This window comes from Micromonospora sp. NPDC003241 (genome assembly GCF_053589795.1).
This window is the reverse complement of the sequence record NZ_JBSFSO010000074.1, coordinates 1-19,680: the sequence shown is the minus strand read 5'-3', so window position 1 is coordinate 19,680 and position 19,680 is coordinate 1. Positions and strand designations below refer to the sequence as shown.

Sequence of the window (19,680 nt, the reverse complement as noted above, 5' to 3'; positions counted from 1 at the left end):
GGTGTTAGGAAGGGTCCCCTGCTATGCACCAGGCGTTAGCAGGGGACCCCTCCTTACACCCGAGAGCGAGCCTCACCGACGGCGGTACATCAGGTCGGCGATCGGCCGTCCCACCCGCAACGCCCGCCGCTCGAACCGGGTGACCGGCCGGTGGGCCGGTCGGGGCGCGACCCCGTCGTAGAGGTTGACCAGGCCCGGGTCGGCGTCGAGCGTCACCCGCATCGACGCCGCGTACTCCGCCCAGTCGGTCGCGCAGTGCAGCGTGCCGCCCGGTGCCAGCCGGGACCGCAGCAACGCCACGTGCGCCGGCTGGATCAGTCGCCGCTTGTGGTGCCGGGACTTCGGCCACGGATCCGGGAAGTACACGTGCACCGCGTCCAGCGAGTCGGGCGGCAGCAGGCGTACCAGGTCCAGCGCGTCACCCTCGGCGATCCGGAGATTGCCCAGCCCACGCTGGTGCACGAGGTCCAGGAGGTTCGCGATTCCCGGCGTGTGCACCTCGACCGCCAGATAGTCTCGATCCGGGTCGGCGGCGGCCATTTCGGCGGTCGTGTCGCCCATGCCGGACCCGATCTCGACCACCAGCGGGGCCCGCCGGCCGAAGAGGTCGACCGGGTCGAATCGGTCGACGTCGGCCACTCGCAGGGCGTACATCGGCCACAGCTGCGTCAACGCCGCCGTCTGACGGTCGCTCATCCGGCCGCCACGCGGGTGGAAGGTGCGGATCGGCCGCGCCGGGTGCGGCGGCGCGGACACGGTGGGAAGCGGGTCGGTGGAGGTCACAGCGAACCGAGCCTACGCGAGCATCGCGCCGGATCGGATGTGAGGTACGACCGGGAGTGAGACCATCATCCCGTACGGCAGACCGGGTGTCCGCATCGGCGCCCGGCGACTGCTCCGGCGCGCCGGGAGGGGGCATCGTGTCAGTGACCCGTACTCGTCGTCTGACCTCGGTCGCCACCTCGTTGCTGCTCGCCGCCCTGCCACTGCTCGCGGCCGTCCTGGTCGCACCGGCGCTGCCGGCCGCCGCCGCCCGGGCCGCCGCACCCGCCGCCCCGCAACCCGGTCCGAACGTCTTCGTCGAGGTCATGCCGAGCACCGTCGAACCGGGGCACCTGGTCGGCCTCCGGGCGAGCTGCCAGGACAACTCGGTCGGCGCGATCGTCGTCTCGGACGCCTTCGGCCGGGTCGCGGTGCAGCCGCAACGCGGCCTGCTCCACGGGACGGCCATGGTCAAGGACCGGGTGCTCCCCGGCAACTACCGGGTCAAGCTGGAGTGCCGGGGCGGCGAGACCGCCTCCACGATGGTCCAGGTGGTACGCCAGATGAAGCCGAGCCGAGGCCCGGCGACCGGCTTCGGCGGCGGTTCCGGTGGCGTCGCCTCGGGCCTGCTGCTGCCCGGCGGGCTCGCGTTGACCGTCACCGGCATGGTCGTCTGGATCGCCGCCACCCGTCGGCGCGGCACGGGCGGGTGAGTCCGCCGTGCCCGCCCCTCGCGCGCCCCGACCCACCGGTTCCGGTGGTACGCCCCGTGCCGGTCGCCCGTCGCCCGTCCCTGGTGCCTCGCGTAGCCGTCCGGTAGGCGGCCCGCCCCGCCCCGACCTCTTCGTGCCCGATCCGCCGCCTCGCGGCCCCCACCCACCCGCAGCAGCCTTCCCGGGCACATCTCGTCCATCCGCAGCCGCCTCGCCAGGCACATCTCGTCCATCCGTGGCCGGCTCCCCGGGTACACCGCGCCCGCCCACCGCCACACCGCGCGGGCCGCGTCCGTGGGCACACCTACCCGTCGACACCCCGCCGCCCGGGCCGGGTGAGCCGCCGCTGGGCCGGGCGTACCCCACCGACCCGGACGGGCCGGGTGTGTCGCCGCTGGGGCGGGCGTACCCCACCGACCTGGACGGGCCGATCCCGCCGGACGTGGAGGGCCGGGCCCCGATCGGCGCTGGTGCCCGGGTCCGCGCCCGGCGCGTGGAACGCGTCGAGCGCTCCGGCCGTCGCCCGTGGTCGATGCCGCTGGCCGTGGTGCTGGTGCTGGTCGGTGTCTTCGCCACCGGCGCCGGGCTGGGGCGTACCGCCGGTTCCCCGCTGGGCTGGGCCGCGACCGGCGGCGAGCAGACGTCGACCTCGGCACCCGTGGCGCGGACCACGGCCCGGCCGGTGAGCCTGTCGGTGCCCTCGATCGACGTCGCCGCCCCGGTGAAGCCGGTCGGGGACGCACCGGACGGCACGATCGGGGTGCCGCCGCTGAGCCGACACGAGGAGACCGGCTGGTACGACCGGGGGCCGGTCCCCGGCGACCCCGGCCCGGCGGTCATCGTCGGGCACGTGGACACCAAGAGCGGCCCGTCGGTCTTCTACGACCTGGCCAGGCTCCGGGTGGGTGACACGGTCGAGGTGGGCCGCGAGGACGGTTCGGTGGCGGTGTTCACCGTGGACTCCGTCGAGCACTTCCCGAAGGACCAGTTGCCGGCCGACCGCGTCTACGGTCACGACGGCCCACCGACCCTGCGCCTGATCACCTGCGGCGGTCAGTGGCTCGGTGGCCCGGAGGGCTACGCCGACAACGTCATCGCCTTCGCCAGCCTCACCGGCACCCGCCCCGCCTGACCACCCGTCGCCGGGGGAGAGGGCGGCTGCGGTCAGGGGACCTGCTGGACGACCTCGAACTCCAGGAGGGTGGCGCCGGAGGCGACCGGGGGACGCTGCTCGGCGCCGGGCGGGGCGGCGTGGGCGGCGCGGGCGGGACCGTTGGCCCAGTCCTGGTACGCCTGCTCGGTCTCCCACGGGAAGTACAGCTAGAGAAGTACCATTGAGAACATGAGAGCGACCCGACCGGGACTTACGGCGATACGGGCAATGAGCGCAGTCATCTACTGCCGAGTGAGCAAAGATGACGAACGTAACGGACGCTCAGTAGGCGAGCAGGAAACCGAATGTCGAGCAGATGCCGACTACGAAGGTTGGCGCGTCGAAGAGGTTTTCCCTGAGAATGACCGGTCCGCAAGTAGGTTCGCCACGAAAGACCGTCCGCAGTACAAAGCGATGGTCGAATACCTCAATGCCCATCGACCCGATGTCCTCATTCTATGGGAATCCTCGCGTGGAAGCCGTGAACCTATTGAGTGGTTCACACTTCTTGCGTTGTGTCGGACTTTCCGAATCCGGATTCATGTCGTCAAGGACCGGCGCACGTACGATCTCACGCTAGGTCGGGACTGGAAAAACCTCGCCGAAGACGGCATCGATTCCGCGTATGAGTCTGAGAAGACAGCAGAGCGCGTACGTCGGGCCATGAGTGACAACGTGCGGGAAGGGAAGCCGCACGGGCGAACCCAATTCGGCTACCGCCGAGAGTATGAAATCATCGAAGATGGTAGGGGCAGGATTCGCCGTAAGCTGGTAGCTCAGCACATCAACGAGGAACAGGCAGAGGTAATCAGGGAAGCTGCTAGGCGAGTATCGGACGGCGAAACGCTCTGGGCAGTAGCGCAAGACTTCAATGCGCGCGGGATCACGCCACCTAGTAGCGAACGGTGGGACATCACCAAGCTCAAGAAGATAATCACAAACCCGGCTTACGCTGGGAAGCGAATCCATATAACTAAGGCAGACCGTCGGGCCGGAATCATGACACCGACTTTCACCAAAGCGTCATGGCCCGCGATTCTTGATGAGAAGGTGTGGCAAGCGTGCGTCGACAAGCTCTCTGACCCTGCCCGTAAGACTGTGCGAGATACCGCAATCAAGCATCTTCTCTCGTACATCATTAGGTGCGGTAACTGTGGTGAGTTGATGCGCGGGCGGATGAACAACGGCTATCCGGTCTACATGTGCTCCGTAAACTTCTGTCTGTCGATTCAGCGTAAGCCGCTAGAAGACTACATAGAAGCAGAGATCAAACAGCGTCTCATCACGGTTACGCTCGTTGACGACGACCAGGACGGGCTACGGGAAAGATTCAAGGCTGAGATAGCCGAATTGCAAGAGCAGCTAGACGAAGCACAAGAGCAATTCCTCCGTCCTGCACAAGGAACTAAGCGACTCTCCGCAGTCATGCTTGCCCAAATTGAGTCAGACCTAGAACCACAGATTCAGAAGCTAGAAGCGCAACTCCGCTCAAGTCGGGTGCTGCCCATCGTTGGGAAGCTGATTAGCAACCCTGAGCGGTGGGACGACATGTCCCTACCTGAGAAGCGGGAGTTTCTGCGCTCAGGCAACCTGGTGGACAGCATCGAGATTCTGCCCAACGGCAAGGGTTACAAGAAGTCTGTTGCAGAACGCGTCCAGATTCATTGGGTGGAGGACAGGCTCAGTAGAAATCCACAGAGTTAGCCCAGACAGCGAAAAGTCCCTCAGCCTGAGTAGGTTGGGGGACTTTTCGCTTTTATGGCGAACGGCCGAAAGCCGTAGAAGTTAGGCTGGTGGGGACCGAAAGTGAAAGGGAGGAATAAGGAAATTCCAAAGCTTTCGGTCCCCACCTAGGGCGAAACAAAGAAATGTCCCTGCATTCACTTCTTCGTTTCTATCGTCCAAGGCGCGCAGCAGCTAGGACAAGGCCCAATCCTATCACGAATTGAGTGCAGCTATTGTTCAGCGATTCTGCGGCAGTAGTGCTGCGAAAGCGCAGCATGATCATTTGAGGGGTGCCGGACGAGTCTCGGACGGGTGGCGCTCAGAGCCTCTGTGAGCATCGGGAGCGCCGGACCCTCAGCCGTGGTGCTGAGCGAGGTTCGCGGGTTTGTACGTGGCTTTGAGGGTGCCTGCTGAGCCCAGAGCCCCACCCCTGCCGGGCAGAGTGACCACCAGGGGCGTGACTGAGGGGGTGCCAGGGCATATATCGATGTTCATCGACGGACTCGTTCGGAGCCCGATGATTGTGCGCAACGAACTGGCCCAGGATCTCTATGGCTCTATGCATGGAGCCTCTTATAAGGCTCCATAGAGCCATAAAGATCACCTGGAGAGGATCTCTATGGACGTCCCATAAAGATCAATAGAGGAATAGAGGTAACCCTCCAAGTGCGGTTTGTTAAATAAGGGTACCCTAACCGTTACTTAGGGTAGTCGCTACATAAGTCTATGGTGACCGTCGGTCGTTCATCACCAGTTCTCGATATCTAACCCTCATGTCTATCGATCAAGATTAGCCAAACCCAATCTTTGGGGTCGCTCTCCGACCGGATCACCACCCATCACTCAGCGTTCAAGATCAACGCCATTGGGTGCGAATCCTCATACCTTAGGACCGACAATGCACGCTGATCTTGATACTCGGTATACCCGCCAAATACCATTGAGCCAGCACGGGCAGAGGGGGTGAAGATGCCCAAACACGAATACCTGACGGCAAGGGTCGAGACTGAGCTAAAGCAGCGAATCAAGAAGTTGTCGGAACGTGACTGCGTTTCGGTCAGTCAGGTGGTTGACGACTGCCTAAATATGTCGATCGAAAAGCGTGAAGCGTGGTGCCGACCGAAAGTTGAGGTCAAGAAGCCAAAACCACCTACACTCTGATACTCACAACCTCACCAAACCTCAAACCTCACGGTCTCATAAAGGGTCGTCCGCTCCGACCGGTAAAGCCAAAACCTCAGTAGGAGAGCGGAACACCCAGACTGTGAGGTTTTGCTATGCCCGAATCAGGGTTCCCTAGTCCCCTGTTCCTTGACAAATCCAGAATGGATCAGGGGTCGAACACACATCACGATGTCCCGTCACCGACACCTCTAGAGCAACTCAACATGCTTGATGGCGCTCTGGCATGGGCTGCGGCGGGAAAGGCTGTTATCCCGGTGGTACTCACTGCCGACGGCAAGAAACAGCCACTTATCCGGGACTGGTATTACCGAGCGACCACCACTAGAGGAACCATCGAATCCTGGTGGAAACAATGGCCGTTTGCTGTTCCTGGTGTACTAACCGGTATTCGCAGTCACATTGTGGCCGTAGATGTCGACCCGCGTAACGGTGGTGACGACACTCTGGCTCAGTTGCCAGAACTACCCTCAACCCGCATTCACTCCACCATGAGCGGCGGACGGCACTACCTGTTCCGCTATGAGCGTTCGCTACGTTCTGGCGAACTGGGCAGAGGTGTGGACCTACAGGCAGACAAGCGGCAAATCGTAGTTCCACCATCACCCGGTTACGCCAAAGTCAACAACCTACAACCGGTCGAATTGCCAACCTGGATTGTCGACCGTATCTCTGCCAGGCAGGGGGGTGGTGATGGGTCATTTAACTACCGGCAGGGTGGGGTAAGCGACCAAACAAACGCCCACCACCTGCAAGGCAGTAGGACAACGAGCGAACCCGAAGTCATATACAGAGACGAACCGGAGTCGTGGCTTACCAGCGTTCTCGCCTACTCCATGAATGACGTGCGGAGTGCGGCGATAGGCACGCGCAACAGTACCCTTTACCAAAAGGCCAGAAGGTTAGGTCGTTACCTGGCCGGCGGTCACTTTGACGAGGACGAGATTCGCAGACGGATTACTCTTGCCGCTCATCAATCGGGTCTGTTGCTTGATGAGATAGAGCGAACGCTAGATAGCGCTCTGTGGGCTGGTAAGCGCAGGCCAATTAGGGTGGAGCAACAGCGGGTCGGTGGTTCACGATGACCATAACGGAGACAGATAAAACATGGTCGGCAGAAACGTTACTGATGACAAGTTCTGGTCCATCGTGAACCGGGAGACTGTAACCAGGGATGCCCTGGAACTAGACGACTTCTTGAGGGACGACGAACCAGATTACGACTGGCTCATTCCTGGCATTGTGGAACGTGGCGACCGGGCAATATTCACCGGAGGTGAAGGGCACGGTAAGAGCACTCTGCTACGGCAAATTGCGGTCACCAGCAGTGCCGGACTACACCCCTTCCAGCCCGACCAAACCATTGAACCGCTACGTGTGCTCCTGGTCGACTTGGAGAACCCTAAGAAGATCCTGCGTCGGTCGCTCGGTGCACTCCGCAGCAAAGTAGACCAGACGAACTTGGCTGTTGCGTCAAAGCCTGAGGGTCTAGACATCCCTGGTAGCTCTGCTGACCGGGAATGGCTCGTGAATGAGGTTCTAGCGGTCCGACCAGACCTGTGGGTCATCGGTCCGCTATACAAACTCGCTGCCGATGACCTCAAGGAAGACAGAGTCTCAAAGCCAATCGCAACCCTGATAGATGAGTTACGGACGGAAGTGGGCTGTGCCGTATTCATTGAGGCACACAGTCCGCACGCTGCGCCGGGACTGAGCAGGCCAATTCGTCCCTACGGTGCCTCGCTGTGGCTCAGGTGGCCTGAGTTTGGATTTCACCTAGCCAAAGATGGCGAGCTAAAGCACTACCGGCCACCTCGTGATTCTCGGGACTGGCCACGCTCGCTCATGCGTAGTGAGGACTGGCCATGGGCTGCGAACCTCACGGTTGAACTTTCCAGGGACGACCAGACCAAAGTGGCGATTTGCGATTTCCTGGTGAGCTGCGGCGGAACCTTCACCGGTGGTAAGGGAAAGTTGCTGGGCAATATCAAGGGCGACCGAAACGCAAATGACACATACCTTAGAAGCCTGGTCGATGATGGGTTCATCCTGGAAACCAAATCAGGTAACTCATTTAACTATGCGCTACAGAAACCATGGACCGCAGATAGCCGAAAGGTGGAGGTGGCCGAATGAGGGGAGCGGAGTTAGCGCGTCTGGTGAGAGACAACGAAATCCTACGGCTACGGACCGAAGAGAACATGACATACCGACAGATCGGCGAACGGGTCGGTATCTCACACGTCATGGTTGGCCACATTCTCAACGCGCTAATTGGTACGACCGAAGAGAACATCCGGGAGCGTCGCAGCCAGCTTGCGGAAATGCAAGAGCGGGTAATGGTCGTTGCTTATGAAAAGTACCTAGAAACAAAGCTAGCGACCGACCTGCAGGCTTTCGTGAAAATAGCGGAGAGCTATAAGAGCACGTTTGGGCTCAACACTCCGACGGTAAATGTATCGGTCAGTGACTACGGCAACGATTGGTCACGGATATTCAACGACCAAAGGACGGTAGATGGAACCATTGTGCAATAGCCATGACTGGTGTGTCCCGACCGGCTATTTAAAGTTCGTTGATCCGGATGGGCTATTGGGCCAGCTTTACCGGCGGGTTCTAGTGGAGTGTCCGCATGACGCTGAGGACCAGGAGGTGATCTATTGAAGAACAAAGTATGGTCGCCTGCTTTCGAAGTTCAGAAGCGACTCATTCAAGAGCTACGCGACGAGATCGCAATGGTTCGTAATCGGACCGAGAATGCCGGGACGAGGTTACATGGCGAGATCACAGAGGCAATCAGCAGGGTTACAGCGTTGAGTATCAGGGTTTCCGAGCTATACCTACAGCACCGAAATCTAGTCGACCGGGTTGCGCGAATAGAGAAAGGGCAAGTCGTCGACTTGAAGGAACTAGAGAAGGCTCTAGGTGTGAAAGAGAGTGAGTCGTGACCGAGTGACGGATGATGAATTCATAGAGCGTGAATACTTCGAAGTAGCGCCGGAACTGTTGCAACACAGAGAAGCGCTCAGACTTGAAGACAAGTTTCACCCAGATGAGGAACCGGGAGAACGTTCGCAACGGCTGTTGCGAGAGTCGTTGCCGTTGGTTCTCAATGAGGCTTTCGAGCTTTCACGCACTGCTCGTGATCCTGATGTTCGGCAAGATGCCAAAACGTTTCTATCCGGTCTGATTCTGTGGCTGGTACAAGATAGACGAGAGAGGACTAACTAAGTGTCGAAGCTGTCTCAGCAGGATTGGCCCATGGCTCATAAGAACCAAACTGAGGTCATCAGGTCTATAAAGTCCGACCATGAGGGCTTGCGTGAACAGTGCAACGAGTTAGCTCGCATGGTGAGCCTGTTACTCGAAAAGCCGATTGCAGGGGAGGGAAAGTGAACCAACTAACTCCGGAAGAATCAGAGCTGTTGGCCAAGTACCTGAATGGGAAGTTGGGCCAGCAGGATGCAGGACTAAAGCAACTAGCAGAGGTTTCGCAACGGCTCAGGACACATAACAACCGAGTAGAAATGAGCGGTTACTCAGACCTCATCACCAGTGAAGTGCGGGAGCACGGGCTGAGCTACGCCGACGCTGCGAACAAGGTCGCACAGGAACACCCCGACCTTTATAGGAAATACTGTGATGCCGTTTCTAACTGTGGGCACGTACCCGATTCCGGAGTACGGGACTATGGCGTGATTGAAGATCAGTAGTGCTGGGGTAGACCGATGTTGCATCCCTGAGAGATAATCATGGGATGCCCGAAGGTGTCCGGTGGTACAAGCGCTTCAAGCCCGTTGCGGCTTTGCGTCAGCGCTGGTTTGAGCGTAAAGCGAAGAAGGCTAAGGCCGATAAATCCGAGAAGTCTTCGAAGCCTAGAACCTACAAGCCAATCCACCTGGCGACCTTGATTGCTCTCACCATCATTGCACTCGTGGCTACAGGTGTGGCCTCGTATTTCATGTGGGACGCCGCGAAGGTTCCGGCGGGTGTACCTAACTCGCCGGACCTTGCCGTTCGTGAGGCTCAACTGAGAGTCGACGTGATTCGCAATATTCTTGCGGTTGGGGCCGGCACTGGAGGGCTTATTGCCCTTTTCCTTGCTTTGCGTCGCCAGTACGTCAAAGAGCGCGTAGACCACGCCGACCAGGAACACAAGAATAGAACCGCAGAAGACGCCAAACACGATGCATCTGAGAAGCGGATTACCGAACTGTACGTCAAGGCGGCAGAGCAATTGGGTTCAGACAAAGCGCCCGTACGTATGGCGGCACTGTATTCGCTTGAACGGCTAGCTCAGGATAATCCCGGCCACAGGCAGATGGTTACTAACCTGATCTGTTCCTACCTCCGGATGCCGTTTACCGTAACTGCCGAGATCTACAAGATTATCACTCAAGAGGACGATGGCGCGGTCGAAGTGACCGATCCAGAGCGTTTCGAAGAACTCGAAATTCGGCTAGCGGCGCAGGAGATACTTTCTTCCCATCTTGTTCTCAACGTGCGTGGGGATGGCGGAGTTGATGAGAGTTGGTGGGGTAGTCTTCGACTCAACTTACGAGGCGCAACTCTCCTTAATCTTGATCTCGATTCGTGTCGCCTCCACACTCTTAATATTGAGGGCGCGTACATCGTCGGCGCGACAAGTCTATTTCTGTGCATTCTTGACGGCCGCTTTATGGCTTCCAGAGCCGTCTTCGATGGCCGTGCGGGCTTCGTGTCGGTGAGCTTTGCTGGCCATGCGGATTTTACCTACGCGCGTTTTCTTGGGCCTATGAGGTTCTCGGCATTAACGCTTCGCATGAATGCCAACTTCGACGGAGCGAAGTTTGAAAATAAAGTGGTGTTCGATGACAGGCCAATGGGCGTGAATCTCTCGGGCGCTTTGGCCTCTCAGAGCAGTATACAAGAGGGCATTGAGTTGCCTATAGGATACAGATTGCAAGATCACACTTTGCCGGGATGGAAAGTTGTGCAAAAGCTATTTGGACGTGGGTCTGTGGCAGTAGAGTCCGAAGATGCCTAGAAGGAATTGAGGTGTCCGCATGGGGCCGAGGAACGGCAGGGTGTTCGTTCCTGCTGCCTTGCAGGGGGATTTAATCCTCTGGCACCTTAGGTGTACCGGCCACGTAAATCCCCTTGCCCTGTCTCCCGATCACCAGGCCACGATCATGCAAAAGGCCAAAAGCCCGGTTCACGGTTGACCATGCGACGTGGTGACTTTCTGCCAACTCCGCAGTAGAAGGCAGCTTGTCTCCTGGTTTCAGCTCACCTGACCGAATCTTATTCGTGATCTCGTCTGCGATCACCCGGTACTGAGCTTGTTCGTACGGCACGAAGTCAAGTCTAGGTCATCACTAGGCACAAGATCACACATAAGTCAAGCTATGACTTAAGTCAAGGTCTGACGTAGGTTCCTGAGAAGGGCCGAAACCAGGCAGGAGACGAGTCATGACTAGACATGGCACAAAGCGGCGAGGGTGGCGGTTCTGGCGCGAACCTGAGTGCCTCTGCGGGCATGAGACGTATGCGGGCTGCGTCAAGATGCGGGTTGGTCCGGTTCGTCGGCCACGCTGGAACTCACGGGTTGGCAAGTACCCGGTACTGCGAGAGCCGTTCGTGACTCGTGCTGAGTCGTTCCGCAGCAACGGGGGTCGCCGTGCCGATCGATGATCCTGATGAGGACAACCCGCTGCGCCGGATCTTCGAAATCAACCGAATCCTTGAAGCGCATTGGGACAAAGCAGCCGATGAGATCTGGCGTGCTGGTGGTTGTCTAGAGTGCGAGGGGCGCAACAACTGCCGACAACTCGATTGGGCGCTAGAGAAGTGGTCGGAGCTAGCATCTGTGATGCTACAGAAGGGTTGACCTGCGGGTTTCCAAGATCAACTCAGTATGGCCACCCCTATTGAGTTTTGGGGCTACCGCCAACCATGAATAGCTCAAGAATGCAATAATATAGTTAGTTTTATCACAATAACAATTGCGTCAAGAATGCCAAGATCGCTCGATTCGGCGAATGAAGTGATCTTGTTTGTTCCGGGGTGGGTGTGATTCCTGGATGGGCGCGCGTCGTACCAATCGGCAGCCTGAGAGCGCCCGTGGGTGAGCGGCTGCCTGGTGGAGGTCCTAGGGGTGGGGGTGTCCGCGTACGGCGCTCAGCGTCGCCCTGGTCGCCTGACTTCTGTGGGTCATGATGGGCGGCCCGAAGATCTTGCAAAACCGCAGGTCATGGCAGTTGTAATCATGATCAACCAAAGTTACCTAGGGTGACTATCTCTCTATCTGAAAACTGCCCACCGCGTGTACACGAAGTAGCGGTTCTCGCCGGCCACCGGCCGCAGCAACTCGAAGCCGAGGAAACCGGGGGAGTTCTCCACCGCGCGGGCGCGGGCGGCGAACCGCTTCTCCAACTCCTCGCCGGCACCGGGCGGGACGTCGATCGCGTTGATCTTCACAACTGCCATGTCTTCACCCTAGACCTGGACGAGCGGAACAGATCTTGGCGCACGGCCGCCCCAGGAGCCGTTTCGTACCCAGATCCGCGGGGCGGCGGAGGTCAGAAGGACTCGACCGTCGGTACGTGGTCGACGTCGACCACGATCGGCGCGTGGTCGGAGGGGCCCTTGCCCTTGCGGGCCTCCCGGTCCACGTACGCGGAGCGGACCGCGCGGGCCACCGGCGCCGAGGCGTACACCAGGTCGATTCGCATGCCCTTGTTCTGGTGGAACATCCCGGCCCGGTAGTCCCAGTAGGTGTACGGGTGCGGCCCCTTCATCGGGGTGGGCACCACGTCGGTGAGGCCCAGGTCGCGCAGCGCCGCCAGGGCGGCCCGCTCGGCCGGCGTGACGTGGGTGGAGGTCGCGAACAGCGCCGGCTCCCACACGTCCTCGTCGGTCGGGGCCACGTTGAAGTCGCCGCAGACCGCCAGCGCCGGCCCGCCGGTGAGTTCGGTGTCCAGCGCGTTCCGCAGCGCCGCCAGCCAGGCCAGCTTGTACGCGTAGTGCGGATCGTCGGGGGCGCGGCCGTTCGGCACGTACACCGACCAGACCCGCAGCCCGTCGCAGGTGGCCGCGATGGCGCGGGCCTCCGGCTCGGGGAACCCGGGTTCGCCGGGGAACCCGACCGTGACGTCGGCCAGCCCGACCCGGGACAGCACGGCCACACCGTTCCACCGGCCGTCGCTGTGGCTGGCCACGCTGTAGCCGAGTTCGCCCACCTCGGCGACCGGAAACGCGCCGTCGGGGCACTTGGTCTCCTGGAGGCAGACCACGTCCGGCCCGGTGTCGGCCAGCCAGTTCAGGAGCCGGGGCAGACGGGCCTTCACCGAGTTGACGTTCCAGGTGGCCAGACGCATGGTGCCAGCCTGCCGTATCCGGGCCCGCTCCGCCGGGCGGCGCACGAGCCCGGCGGGTCGCGGTGCCTCACGACGCGGTGGCAGTTCACCGCGCGCTGGCGGCTCGCCGTGCGCGCTGCGGCTCGTGGCGCGCGGCGTTGCGCGGTGCGCGGCGTTGCGCGGTGCGCGGCGCGCGCGGCGGTGGCGAGGTGTTAGGAGGGGACCCCTGCTATGCACGAGGCGTTAATAGGGGGCCCTTCCTTGCACGCAAGCCTTGCACGTAAGGCCGTGCACGCCGCCGTCACGCCTCCGGCGGGCGGGTCTGCTCGGCGAGGAAGCGTTCCAACTCGGCGCCGAGTTCCTCCGCCGTGGGCAGCGGGCCGTTCTCGGCGGCGAGCAGGTTCCGCTCGCCCTTGCCCCGGGCGTACGCGTCGTACTGCTCCTCCAGCGCCTGCACCAGCGCACTGGCCTCGTCGTTCTGCGCTACCTGCCGGTCGATCTCGACGCGGACCACCTCGGCGGCTGAGTGCAGCCCGTCGCGGGGCAGCAGCAGCCCGGTGCTGCGTGACACCGACGCCAGCAGCACCTCGGCGGCGGCCGGGTACTCGGCCTGCGCCACGTAGTGCGGCACGTGGGCGGCGAAGCCCAGCGCGTCGCGGCCCGCCTCGCCGAGGCGGAACTCCAGCAGGTGTCCCACGCTGCCGGGGACCTGCACCCGTTGCAGCCACGGCTCGTAGCCGGCGATCAGGTCACGTCGGGTGGCGTGCGCGGTCACGCCGGTCGGGCGGGTGTGCGGCACCGCCATCGGGATCGCGTTCAGCCCGACGGTGAGCCGGACGTCCAGCCGCTCGGCCAGACCCGCCACGGCGGCCACGAACCGCTCCCACTGCAGGTCCGGCTCGGGGCCGGTGAGCAGCAGGAACGGGGTCTCGTCGTCGTCGCGTAGCAGGTGCAGCTCCAACGCCGGGGCGTCGTAGCTCTCCCAGTGGTCCTCGACGAAGGTCATCACCGGGCGCCGGGAGCGGTAGTCGAACATCTGGTCCAGGTCGAACCGGGCGATCGGGCGGGCGTCCAGCGATGTGAGGAGCTGTTCGCGGGCCAGCCGGCTGGCGTTACCGGCGTCGACGAAGCCGGTGAGGGCCTGGATCAGGACCGGTTGACCGAGTTCGGGCAGATCGTCGGTGAGTTCGTAGAGCTCGTGTGGGTCGAGCACCGGTGCGGCCTCCCTGGTTTGCGCGTCACGGGTCGCCGGGTTGGCGGCGTCCCGATCGCCAGAACGTACCCGTCATCCTGGTGCATTCCTGTTGCGGCGGGCCGTTCGCCCCGGCATCGGTGTAGCAACAACCGGCCGGGGTACCGCGTTGCCGTCACGAGGTACACATGGAGAGAACTCACCGAAGGGAGAGCGATGAGCGATTCCGTCCCCGCCGACGGTCAGCCCGTCACCCCGGCACCGGCCGGGCCGGCGTCCGCGGGCGAGGCCGTCGAGGCCCCGCCGGCCACGCTCTGGGACCGCATGCGCCAGGATCCGCAGTACGCGCCGGAGCACCTCGCCATCGAGGCGGTGCGCCGGCTCGGGCCGGAGGCGGCGCGGTGGGTCCAGCAGGTCCGCGCCGACCATCCACGCCTCACCGAGGAGGCCCTGGCGGAGAAGGCGGTACGCCGGTTCGTCAACCGGGCGCGGCTCTCCGGTGCCGTCTCCGGTGCCGCCGGCCTGCCCGGCGCGGTGATCGACGTGGGAGTGCTGGCCTGGACCCAGGCGCGGATGGTGCTGCACATCGCCGCCGCGTACGGGGTGGACCCGACGCACCCGGACCGCGCCGCCGACCTGCTGGTGCTGCAGAAGGTGCACAAGGTGGCGGCGAGTGCCCGGCTGGCGCTGGGGGTGGCGGCCGGTCGGGAGCGGGCCGGTGCGTTGTTCGGCGGCGGTGGCGGGCAGCAGGCGTTGAGTCGGGTGATGCTGCGGCTGGGCGTACGGCTGGCCCAGATGGCCGGCGTACGGGCCGCCAAGCGACTCTTCGCCAAGGTGGTGCCCGGCGCCGCGATCGTGCTCGGCACCTGGGCCAACTCCTCGGCCACCAAGGGGCTGGCCGAACGCTCCCGGGCCATGTACCGCCGACCGGAGGGCCCGCCCATCCCGGCGCCCCGCATCTCTCCGGAGTAGACGGATGGACCGGAGCCGTCGGCGCGTCAGTCCGCGTAGCCGGCGGAGCGCCAGGTCACCTCGGCGAGGCGGGACTGACCGTCGGTGTTGGGGTGGAAGTAGTCCAACCGGTTGACCAGGTCCAGGTCGAAGCGCACCCGGTGCACCGCCCCGCCGTCGTGGCGGCACCGGGAGCCGTACGCCCGGCAGGCCGCGCGGAGTTGGCTGTTGTAGGCGTCGATCCGGTCCCGGAACTCCGCCCGGCGGGCCCGGTCGGCGGAAGCGTCCGAGGTCGCGTCGGCCAGCAGCGCCGGGCAGACGCCACGACGCCAGGCGCGGGCCGCCCGCGAGTCGTCGTGGCCGACCTCCCAGAGGCGGTACAGGTCGGGGATGCTGACCACCAGCACCCGGGCCTTCGGGCGGCCCTCGCGCAGCACCCGCAGCCCCCGGTCGATCTCGGCCCGGAACTCGGTCACCGGCGTCATCGCGCCGATCGTGCTCCGGCAGGCGTCGTTGGCACCGACCAGCACGGTCACGTAGTCGGCGCGGTCGCGTACCGCCCGCTCGGCCTGCCCGGCCAGCGCGGCGGCCCGCGCGCCCGGACGGGCGTGGTTGTGGGCGTGGCCGCGCAGCCCGGGGTTGCGGTCCACCAGCCGGCGGTAGTGGCTGTCCACGCGCAGGCCGTCCCCGGTCGACCAGGAGTTGCGTTCGCACGAGGTCAGGACCAGGCAGGAGCCGAATCCGGTGGTGATCGAGTCGCCGAGCGCCGCGACGACCTTGGGCGAGCCGGCCCGGGGTGTGCCGTCGCTGGGCCGTGGTGTCGGTTCCGCACCGGCCTCGCAGGCGAGCGCGACCAGTGCGAGCAGGCTGACCACGACGGTGGTCCAGCGTTTGGGCATGAGTTCCCCAGCCTCACAGCACAGAGCAACAGCATGGTGACTCTACGCGTGGGGCGGGTGGTGCTCCCGTGTCGGTGTCGGAGATGCGGCAGAGAGCTGTCGCGGCCGGGGGTGGCGTGCTATGCGCGCCACGGGGCGCGGTGACCGTGCAGCCACCAGTGCAGCGCCCGGGTGATCCGGGGCAGCACCAGATAGGTCATCAGCGGGGTGAGGGTGAGCGTCATGACCAGGACCCGGGCCGCGACCGGCAGGTCCGGCAGGAGATGGCCGGTCAGCAGGGTCGCGGTCAGGCTGAGCGGGAAGAACGCCAGCCAGATCGTGATCGCCTGCTTCCACCGGGGCGGCGACGCGGGCACCGCCGGGTCCGACATCTCCACGGTCTCCGCACGGGGTGGGTCGAACCAGCCCTCGATGCCGCTGCGCCGCTCGACCCGGGTGTGCTCGACGATGCCCTGCGCCGAGGTGAGCCACCAGGTGCGCTGCGGCGACTCCTCCCAGCGGCGCAGCGTGTCCGGATCGGCGAAGCGGTAGAGCATGTGCCACTCGCCCGAGCCGGGCGCGCTGCGGACCCAACCGGCGCCGAGGAAACCCGGGAACACCTCGGCCAGCGCCGTACCGGCCCGCATCCACGCCACCATCTCGTCGGTGCGGGCGGGGTCGGCACGTCGGGCCACGGCGACGGTCACCGGCACGGCAGAGCTCACGGTCATGGCTCCCATGGTGCGCGCGCCGGCCCGGACCGGCCCATCGGCGGCCGGTCGATGTAACGCAACGCACCACCGCGACCCGGCGACGACGGTTAGCCCCGGCACCGCCGGGTAGGTGGGGACGATGACCCGATCACAGCCCCGACGCGCCCGAGGCACGGTCGGCCACGCGAACAGCGCGCTCAACCTGAGGCTCGTACTGGCCGGCTTCGGGCTCGTCAGCATGGTCGTCTTCGCGGTGCTGGCGTTCCGTGCCGACGTGGCCTGGTTGGGTGTGGTCTGCGTCGTTTTCGCGGTGATCGCCGTCGTCGACCTGGCCGTCATCCAACGTCGTCGTGCCGCCCGCCGTCGCGAGGAACCCGGCGTACGGCACTCGCTCTTCGAGTGACGGGAGAAGCCCGATGTCCATCGCCACCACCGACCCCCGGACCGGACAGGTGCTCAAGACGTACGAGGCGATGTCCGACGCGCAGGTCGACGCGGCGATCGAGCGGACCGACCTGGCGTACCGGGACCTGCGGTCCACCACGATCGCGCAGCGCGGGCGGTGGCTGGAGGCGGCGGCCGACCTGCTGGAGGCGGAGCGCGACGAGATCGCCCGGGTGATGACCACCGAGATGGGCAAGACCCTCGCCGCGTCGAAGGCCGAGGTCACCAAGTGCGCCGCCGCCTGCCGCTTCTACGCCCGGCACGCGGCGGAGTTCCTGGCCGACCGTCCGGCCGACGCGTCGGCGGTCTCCGCGACCCGGGCGTTCGTCCGCTACCAGCCGATCGGGCCGGTGCTGGCGGTGATGCCGTGGAACTTCCCGCTCTGGCAGGTCGTCCGGTTCGCCGCGCCGGCGTTGATGGCCGGCAACACCGGACTGCTGAAACACGCCTCCAACGTGCCGCAGACGGCGCTGCTGCTGGAGAACGTGTTCCGGCGGGCCGGTTTCCCCGAAGGGGCCTTCACCACGCTGCTGGTCGGCTCCGACGCCGTCGACCGGATCCTGAGCGACCCCCGGGTACGGGCCGCCACGCTCACCGGCAGTGAGCCCGCCGGCCGCTCGATCGCCCAGATCGCCGGCCGGGAACTCAAGAAGACCGTGCTGGAGTTGGGTGGCAGCGACCCGTTCGTGGTGATGCCCTCGGCCGACGTGGAACTCGCCGCCGAGGTGGCCACCACCGCCCGCTGCCAGAACAACGGCCAGTCCTGCATCGCGGCCAAGCGGTTCATCGTGCACGCCGACGTGTACGACGCGTTCGCCGAGGCGTTCGCGCACCGGATGTCGGCGTTGCGGGTCGGTGATCCGATGGACGACGACACCGACGTCGGGCCGCTCGCCTCGGAACGGGGCCGCGACGAGGTCGACGCCCAGGTACGCGACGCCGTCGACAAGGGAGCCACCGTGCTCTGCGGCGGCGAGAAGCCGACCGGTGACGGCTGGTTCTATCCGCCGACGGTGGTCACCGACCTGCGGCCGGACATGCGGATGTGGGGCGAGGAGGTGTTCGGGCCGGTCGCCGGGCTGTACCGGGTCTCGTCGTGCGACGAGGCGATCGAGGTGGCCAACGGCACCCCGTACGGCCTCGGGTCGAACGCCTGGACCCGCGATCCGCAGGAGCAGGAGCGCTTCGCCACCGACCTGGACGCCGGAGCCGTCTTCGTCAACGGCATGACCACCTCGTACCCGGAGCTGCCCTTCGGCGGGGTGAAGAACTCCGGCTACGGACGGGAGTTGTCGGCGCAGGGCATGCACGAGTTCTGCAACGTCAAGACCGTCTGGGTGGGTGAGGGTGCGGCCACCGCGGGCGCGGGCGCTCACGCCGAGTAGCCGTGTGCGGGCGGTGCGGAGTGGATTGCCGGTGTGGGAGTGATGTCGCTGGTCACGGCCGTTGCCGGCGTCTCGGATGCTGGGCAAGTTGTTGTCAATTCCTATCGGGTGGATAGGGTTACTTTCGTGATCAAGAGCCATTTCACCTGGCACCGGCGGCGCTGGCATGTGGACCTGCGCCGCACCGCCGGCGCCCTGTGTCGGCTCTAGACGAACCGCCGGCCTGACGACTCGGCCGGCGCCACCTCTCCCGGTGACCCGCTTCGGGCACCCTCATCGGCTCGCCGTGGGCGGCCACCTCGGCCTCCGCATGGGCCGACTCTCCCTGGACCCGGTGATCCTTCGCGCCGGTCCACCCCCCACCGCACAGAGATCAGGTCAGCATGTCCGAAACAGGCTCACCGGCGGTGGTGGACTTCCACGTCCACTACGTCGACCCCGCCCATCCACCCGCCCTGTGGGCGTCCGCAAGACCCGAGGTGGCCGCGCTCCGGGAACGGACCGTCCGGCGCATCGTCGACCTCGACGACGTACTGGCCTCCGCCGAGGCCGGGGGGATCGCCACCCGGGTACTCAACGCCCCGCCGTCCCTGGTCGCCGCCGCCGGCACGACCCTGACCGCCCAGGTGGTCCGGCAGATCAACGACCACCTGGCCGGTCAGGTCGCCGCCCACCCGGGCCGACTGTCCGGGCTGGCGACCATCGACGCCTGGCAGGGGGAGGACGCCGCCGCCGAACTCCGGCGCGCGGTGACCGAGCTGCACCTCTCCGGTGCGGTCGTCGACGCCGCCGCCGACGGGGGTGACCGGTTGCTCGACGACCCGGCCGCGTACCCGACGTTGCGGACGGCGGCGGAACTCGGCGTGCCGGTGTTCGTGCATCCGATCAACCCGCGTGGCTTCACCGACCAGCTCGAAGGAATCGGCCGGGCCGGCACCTTGCTCGCGCGGGGCGCGATCGACGCCGCGAGCCTGCTGGCGCTGCTCAACTCCCGGGTCGTCGACGACCTGCCGCACCTGCGGATCGTCATCCCGCTGATCGGCGCCCCGGCCCTGCTGCTCGGCACCTTCACCGGCCTGACCGCGAGGATCAGCCGGCACGCGCCGGAGCACCTGCGGCGGCACGTCTACGTCGACACCATGGGATTCGACCCGACCAGCATCCGCTACCTGGTCGAGGGGGGGGGGGGGGGGGGGGGGGGGGCCGCCGGGCTCCCACCGATCGTCGGACGTTCGTTCCCACCCC

Annotated in this window: 19 protein-coding genes and 1 pseudogene; 13 read left to right on the top strand and 7 right to left on the bottom strand. The window is 64.5% G+C overall.

What is annotated here, in order from left to right; genetic code table 11:
• Positions 1-72: 72 nt before the first annotated feature.
• The gene (gene trmB, locus ACWDVW_RS31660) at positions 73-783 is read right to left on the bottom strand and encodes a tRNA (guanosine(46)-N7)-methyltransferase TrmB (protein WP_449956385.1); all 711 of its coding nucleotides are present in this window, start codon (positions 781-783) and stop codon (positions 73-75) included.
• A gap of 134 nt (positions 784-917) precedes the next feature.
• Here trmB and ACWDVW_RS31655 point away from each other — a divergent pair, with 134 nt between their 5' ends.
• From ACWDVW_RS31655 to ACWDVW_RS31620, 8 genes are all read left to right on the top strand, one after another.
• Positions 918-1,475, top strand: a complete 558-nt coding sequence (locus ACWDVW_RS31655; protein ID WP_449956390.1) for a hypothetical protein — start codon at positions 918-920, stop codon at positions 1,473-1,475.
• Between the two features lie 532 nt (positions 1,476-2,007).
• Positions 2,008-2,607 carry a class F sortase gene (locus tag ACWDVW_RS31650; RefSeq protein WP_449956388.1) on the top strand — a complete coding sequence of 200 codons (600 nt, stop codon included), beginning with the start codon at positions 2,008-2,010 and terminating at the stop codon, positions 2,605-2,607.
• 210 nt (positions 2,608-2,817) lie between these two features.
• Entirely contained in the window at positions 2,818-4,332 is a 1,515-nt protein-coding gene (locus tag ACWDVW_RS31645) for a recombinase family protein (protein WP_449956382.1), read from the top strand.
• Positions 4,333-5,678: 1,346 nt separating this feature from the next.
• On the top strand, positions 5,679-6,620 hold the full coding sequence (locus ACWDVW_RS31640; protein WP_449956380.1) for a bifunctional DNA primase/polymerase: 942 nt from the start codon (positions 5,679-5,681) through the stop codon (positions 6,618-6,620).
• Positions 6,621-6,642: 22 nt separating this feature from the next.
• Positions 6,643-7,671, top strand: coding sequence for an AAA family ATPase (locus ACWDVW_RS31635; RefSeq protein ID WP_449956377.1), 1,029 nt, complete (start codon positions 6,643-6,645; stop codon positions 7,669-7,671).
• Entirely contained in the window at positions 7,668-8,072 is a 405-nt protein-coding gene (locus tag ACWDVW_RS31630; RefSeq protein WP_449956374.1) for a hypothetical protein, read from the top strand. Before ACWDVW_RS31635 ends, ACWDVW_RS31630 begins: the two co-directional genes overlap by 4 nt.
• A gap of 855 nt (positions 8,073-8,927) precedes the next feature.
• Entirely contained in the window at positions 8,928-9,248 is a 321-nt protein-coding gene (locus ACWDVW_RS31625; protein WP_449956372.1) for a hypothetical protein, read from the top strand.
• 44 nt (positions 9,249-9,292) lie between these two features.
• A complete protein-coding gene (locus ACWDVW_RS31620) occupies positions 9,293-10,561 on the top strand; it encodes a pentapeptide repeat-containing protein (RefSeq protein ID WP_449956369.1) in 1,269 nt (422 codons plus the stop codon).
• Between the two features lie 70 nt (positions 10,562-10,631).
• Here ACWDVW_RS31620 and ACWDVW_RS31615 read toward each other — a convergent pair whose 3' ends face one another.
• Positions 10,632-10,871 (bottom strand): winged helix-turn-helix domain-containing protein, encoded by a 240-nt coding sequence (locus tag ACWDVW_RS31615; RefSeq protein ID WP_449956366.1) that lies wholly within the window; start codon positions 10,869-10,871, stop codon positions 10,632-10,634.
• 323 nt (positions 10,872-11,194) lie between these two features.
• On the opposite strand from ACWDVW_RS31615, the gene ACWDVW_RS31610 reads away from it, so the two are divergent.
• Positions 11,195-11,404 carry a hypothetical protein gene (locus tag ACWDVW_RS31610; RefSeq protein WP_449956363.1) on the top strand — a complete coding sequence of 70 codons (210 nt, stop codon included), beginning with the start codon at positions 11,195-11,197 and terminating at the stop codon, positions 11,402-11,404.
• Positions 11,405-11,832: 428 nt separating this feature from the next.
• Here ACWDVW_RS31610 and ACWDVW_RS31605 read toward each other — a convergent pair.
• The 3 genes and pseudogenes from ACWDVW_RS31605 to ACWDVW_RS31595 form a co-directional block, all read right to left on the bottom strand.
• Positions 11,833-12,003 (bottom strand): annotated as a pseudogene (locus ACWDVW_RS31605) (antibiotic biosynthesis monooxygenase family protein); the annotation flags it as partial.
• 92 nt (positions 12,004-12,095) lie between these two features.
• Positions 12,096-12,893 carry an exodeoxyribonuclease III gene (locus tag ACWDVW_RS31600; RefSeq protein WP_449956360.1) on the bottom strand — a complete coding sequence of 266 codons (798 nt, stop codon included), beginning with the start codon at positions 12,891-12,893 and terminating at the stop codon, positions 12,096-12,098.
• 280 nt (positions 12,894-13,173) lie between these two features.
• Positions 13,174-14,085 (bottom strand): proteasome assembly chaperone family protein, encoded by a 912-nt coding sequence (locus tag ACWDVW_RS31595; RefSeq protein WP_449956357.1) that lies wholly within the window; start codon positions 14,083-14,085, stop codon positions 13,174-13,176.
• Between the two features lie 195 nt (positions 14,086-14,280).
• Between ACWDVW_RS31595 and ACWDVW_RS31590 the strand changes: the two genes are divergently transcribed.
• On the top strand, positions 14,281-15,036 hold the full coding sequence (locus ACWDVW_RS31590; protein ID WP_449956354.1) for an EcsC family protein: 756 nt from the start codon (positions 14,281-14,283) through the stop codon (positions 15,034-15,036).
• Between the two features lie 26 nt (positions 15,037-15,062).
• Here the strand turns inward: ACWDVW_RS31590 and ACWDVW_RS31585 are convergent, their stop codons facing one another.
• Both ACWDVW_RS31585 and ACWDVW_RS31580 read right to left on the bottom strand, forming a co-directional pair.
• Positions 15,063-15,914 (bottom strand): GDSL-type esterase/lipase family protein, encoded by an 852-nt coding sequence (locus ACWDVW_RS31585; protein ID WP_449956351.1) that lies wholly within the window; start codon positions 15,912-15,914, stop codon positions 15,063-15,065.
• A 119-nt stretch (positions 15,915-16,033) separates the two neighbouring features.
• Entirely contained in the window at positions 16,034-16,624 is a 591-nt protein-coding gene (locus tag ACWDVW_RS31580; protein WP_449956349.1) for an antibiotic biosynthesis monooxygenase, read from the bottom strand.
• Positions 16,625-16,745: 121 nt separating this feature from the next.
• On the opposite strand from ACWDVW_RS31580, the gene ACWDVW_RS31575 reads away from it, so the two are divergent.
• The 3 genes from ACWDVW_RS31575 to ACWDVW_RS31565 form a co-directional block, all read left to right on the top strand.
• Complete coding sequence (locus ACWDVW_RS31575) at positions 16,746-17,009, top strand: DUF6343 family protein (protein WP_449956347.1); 264 nt, start codon at positions 16,746-16,748, stop codon at positions 17,007-17,009.
• A gap of 13 nt (positions 17,010-17,022) precedes the next feature.
• Positions 17,023-18,435, top strand: a complete 1,413-nt coding sequence (locus ACWDVW_RS31570; protein WP_449956344.1) for an NADP-dependent succinic semialdehyde dehydrogenase — start codon at positions 17,023-17,025, stop codon at positions 18,433-18,435.
• 383 nt (positions 18,436-18,818) lie between these two features.
• Positions 18,819-19,680 (top strand): amidohydrolase family protein (locus ACWDVW_RS31565; protein ID WP_449956341.1); only part of this gene is annotated, 862 nt, incomplete at its 3' end.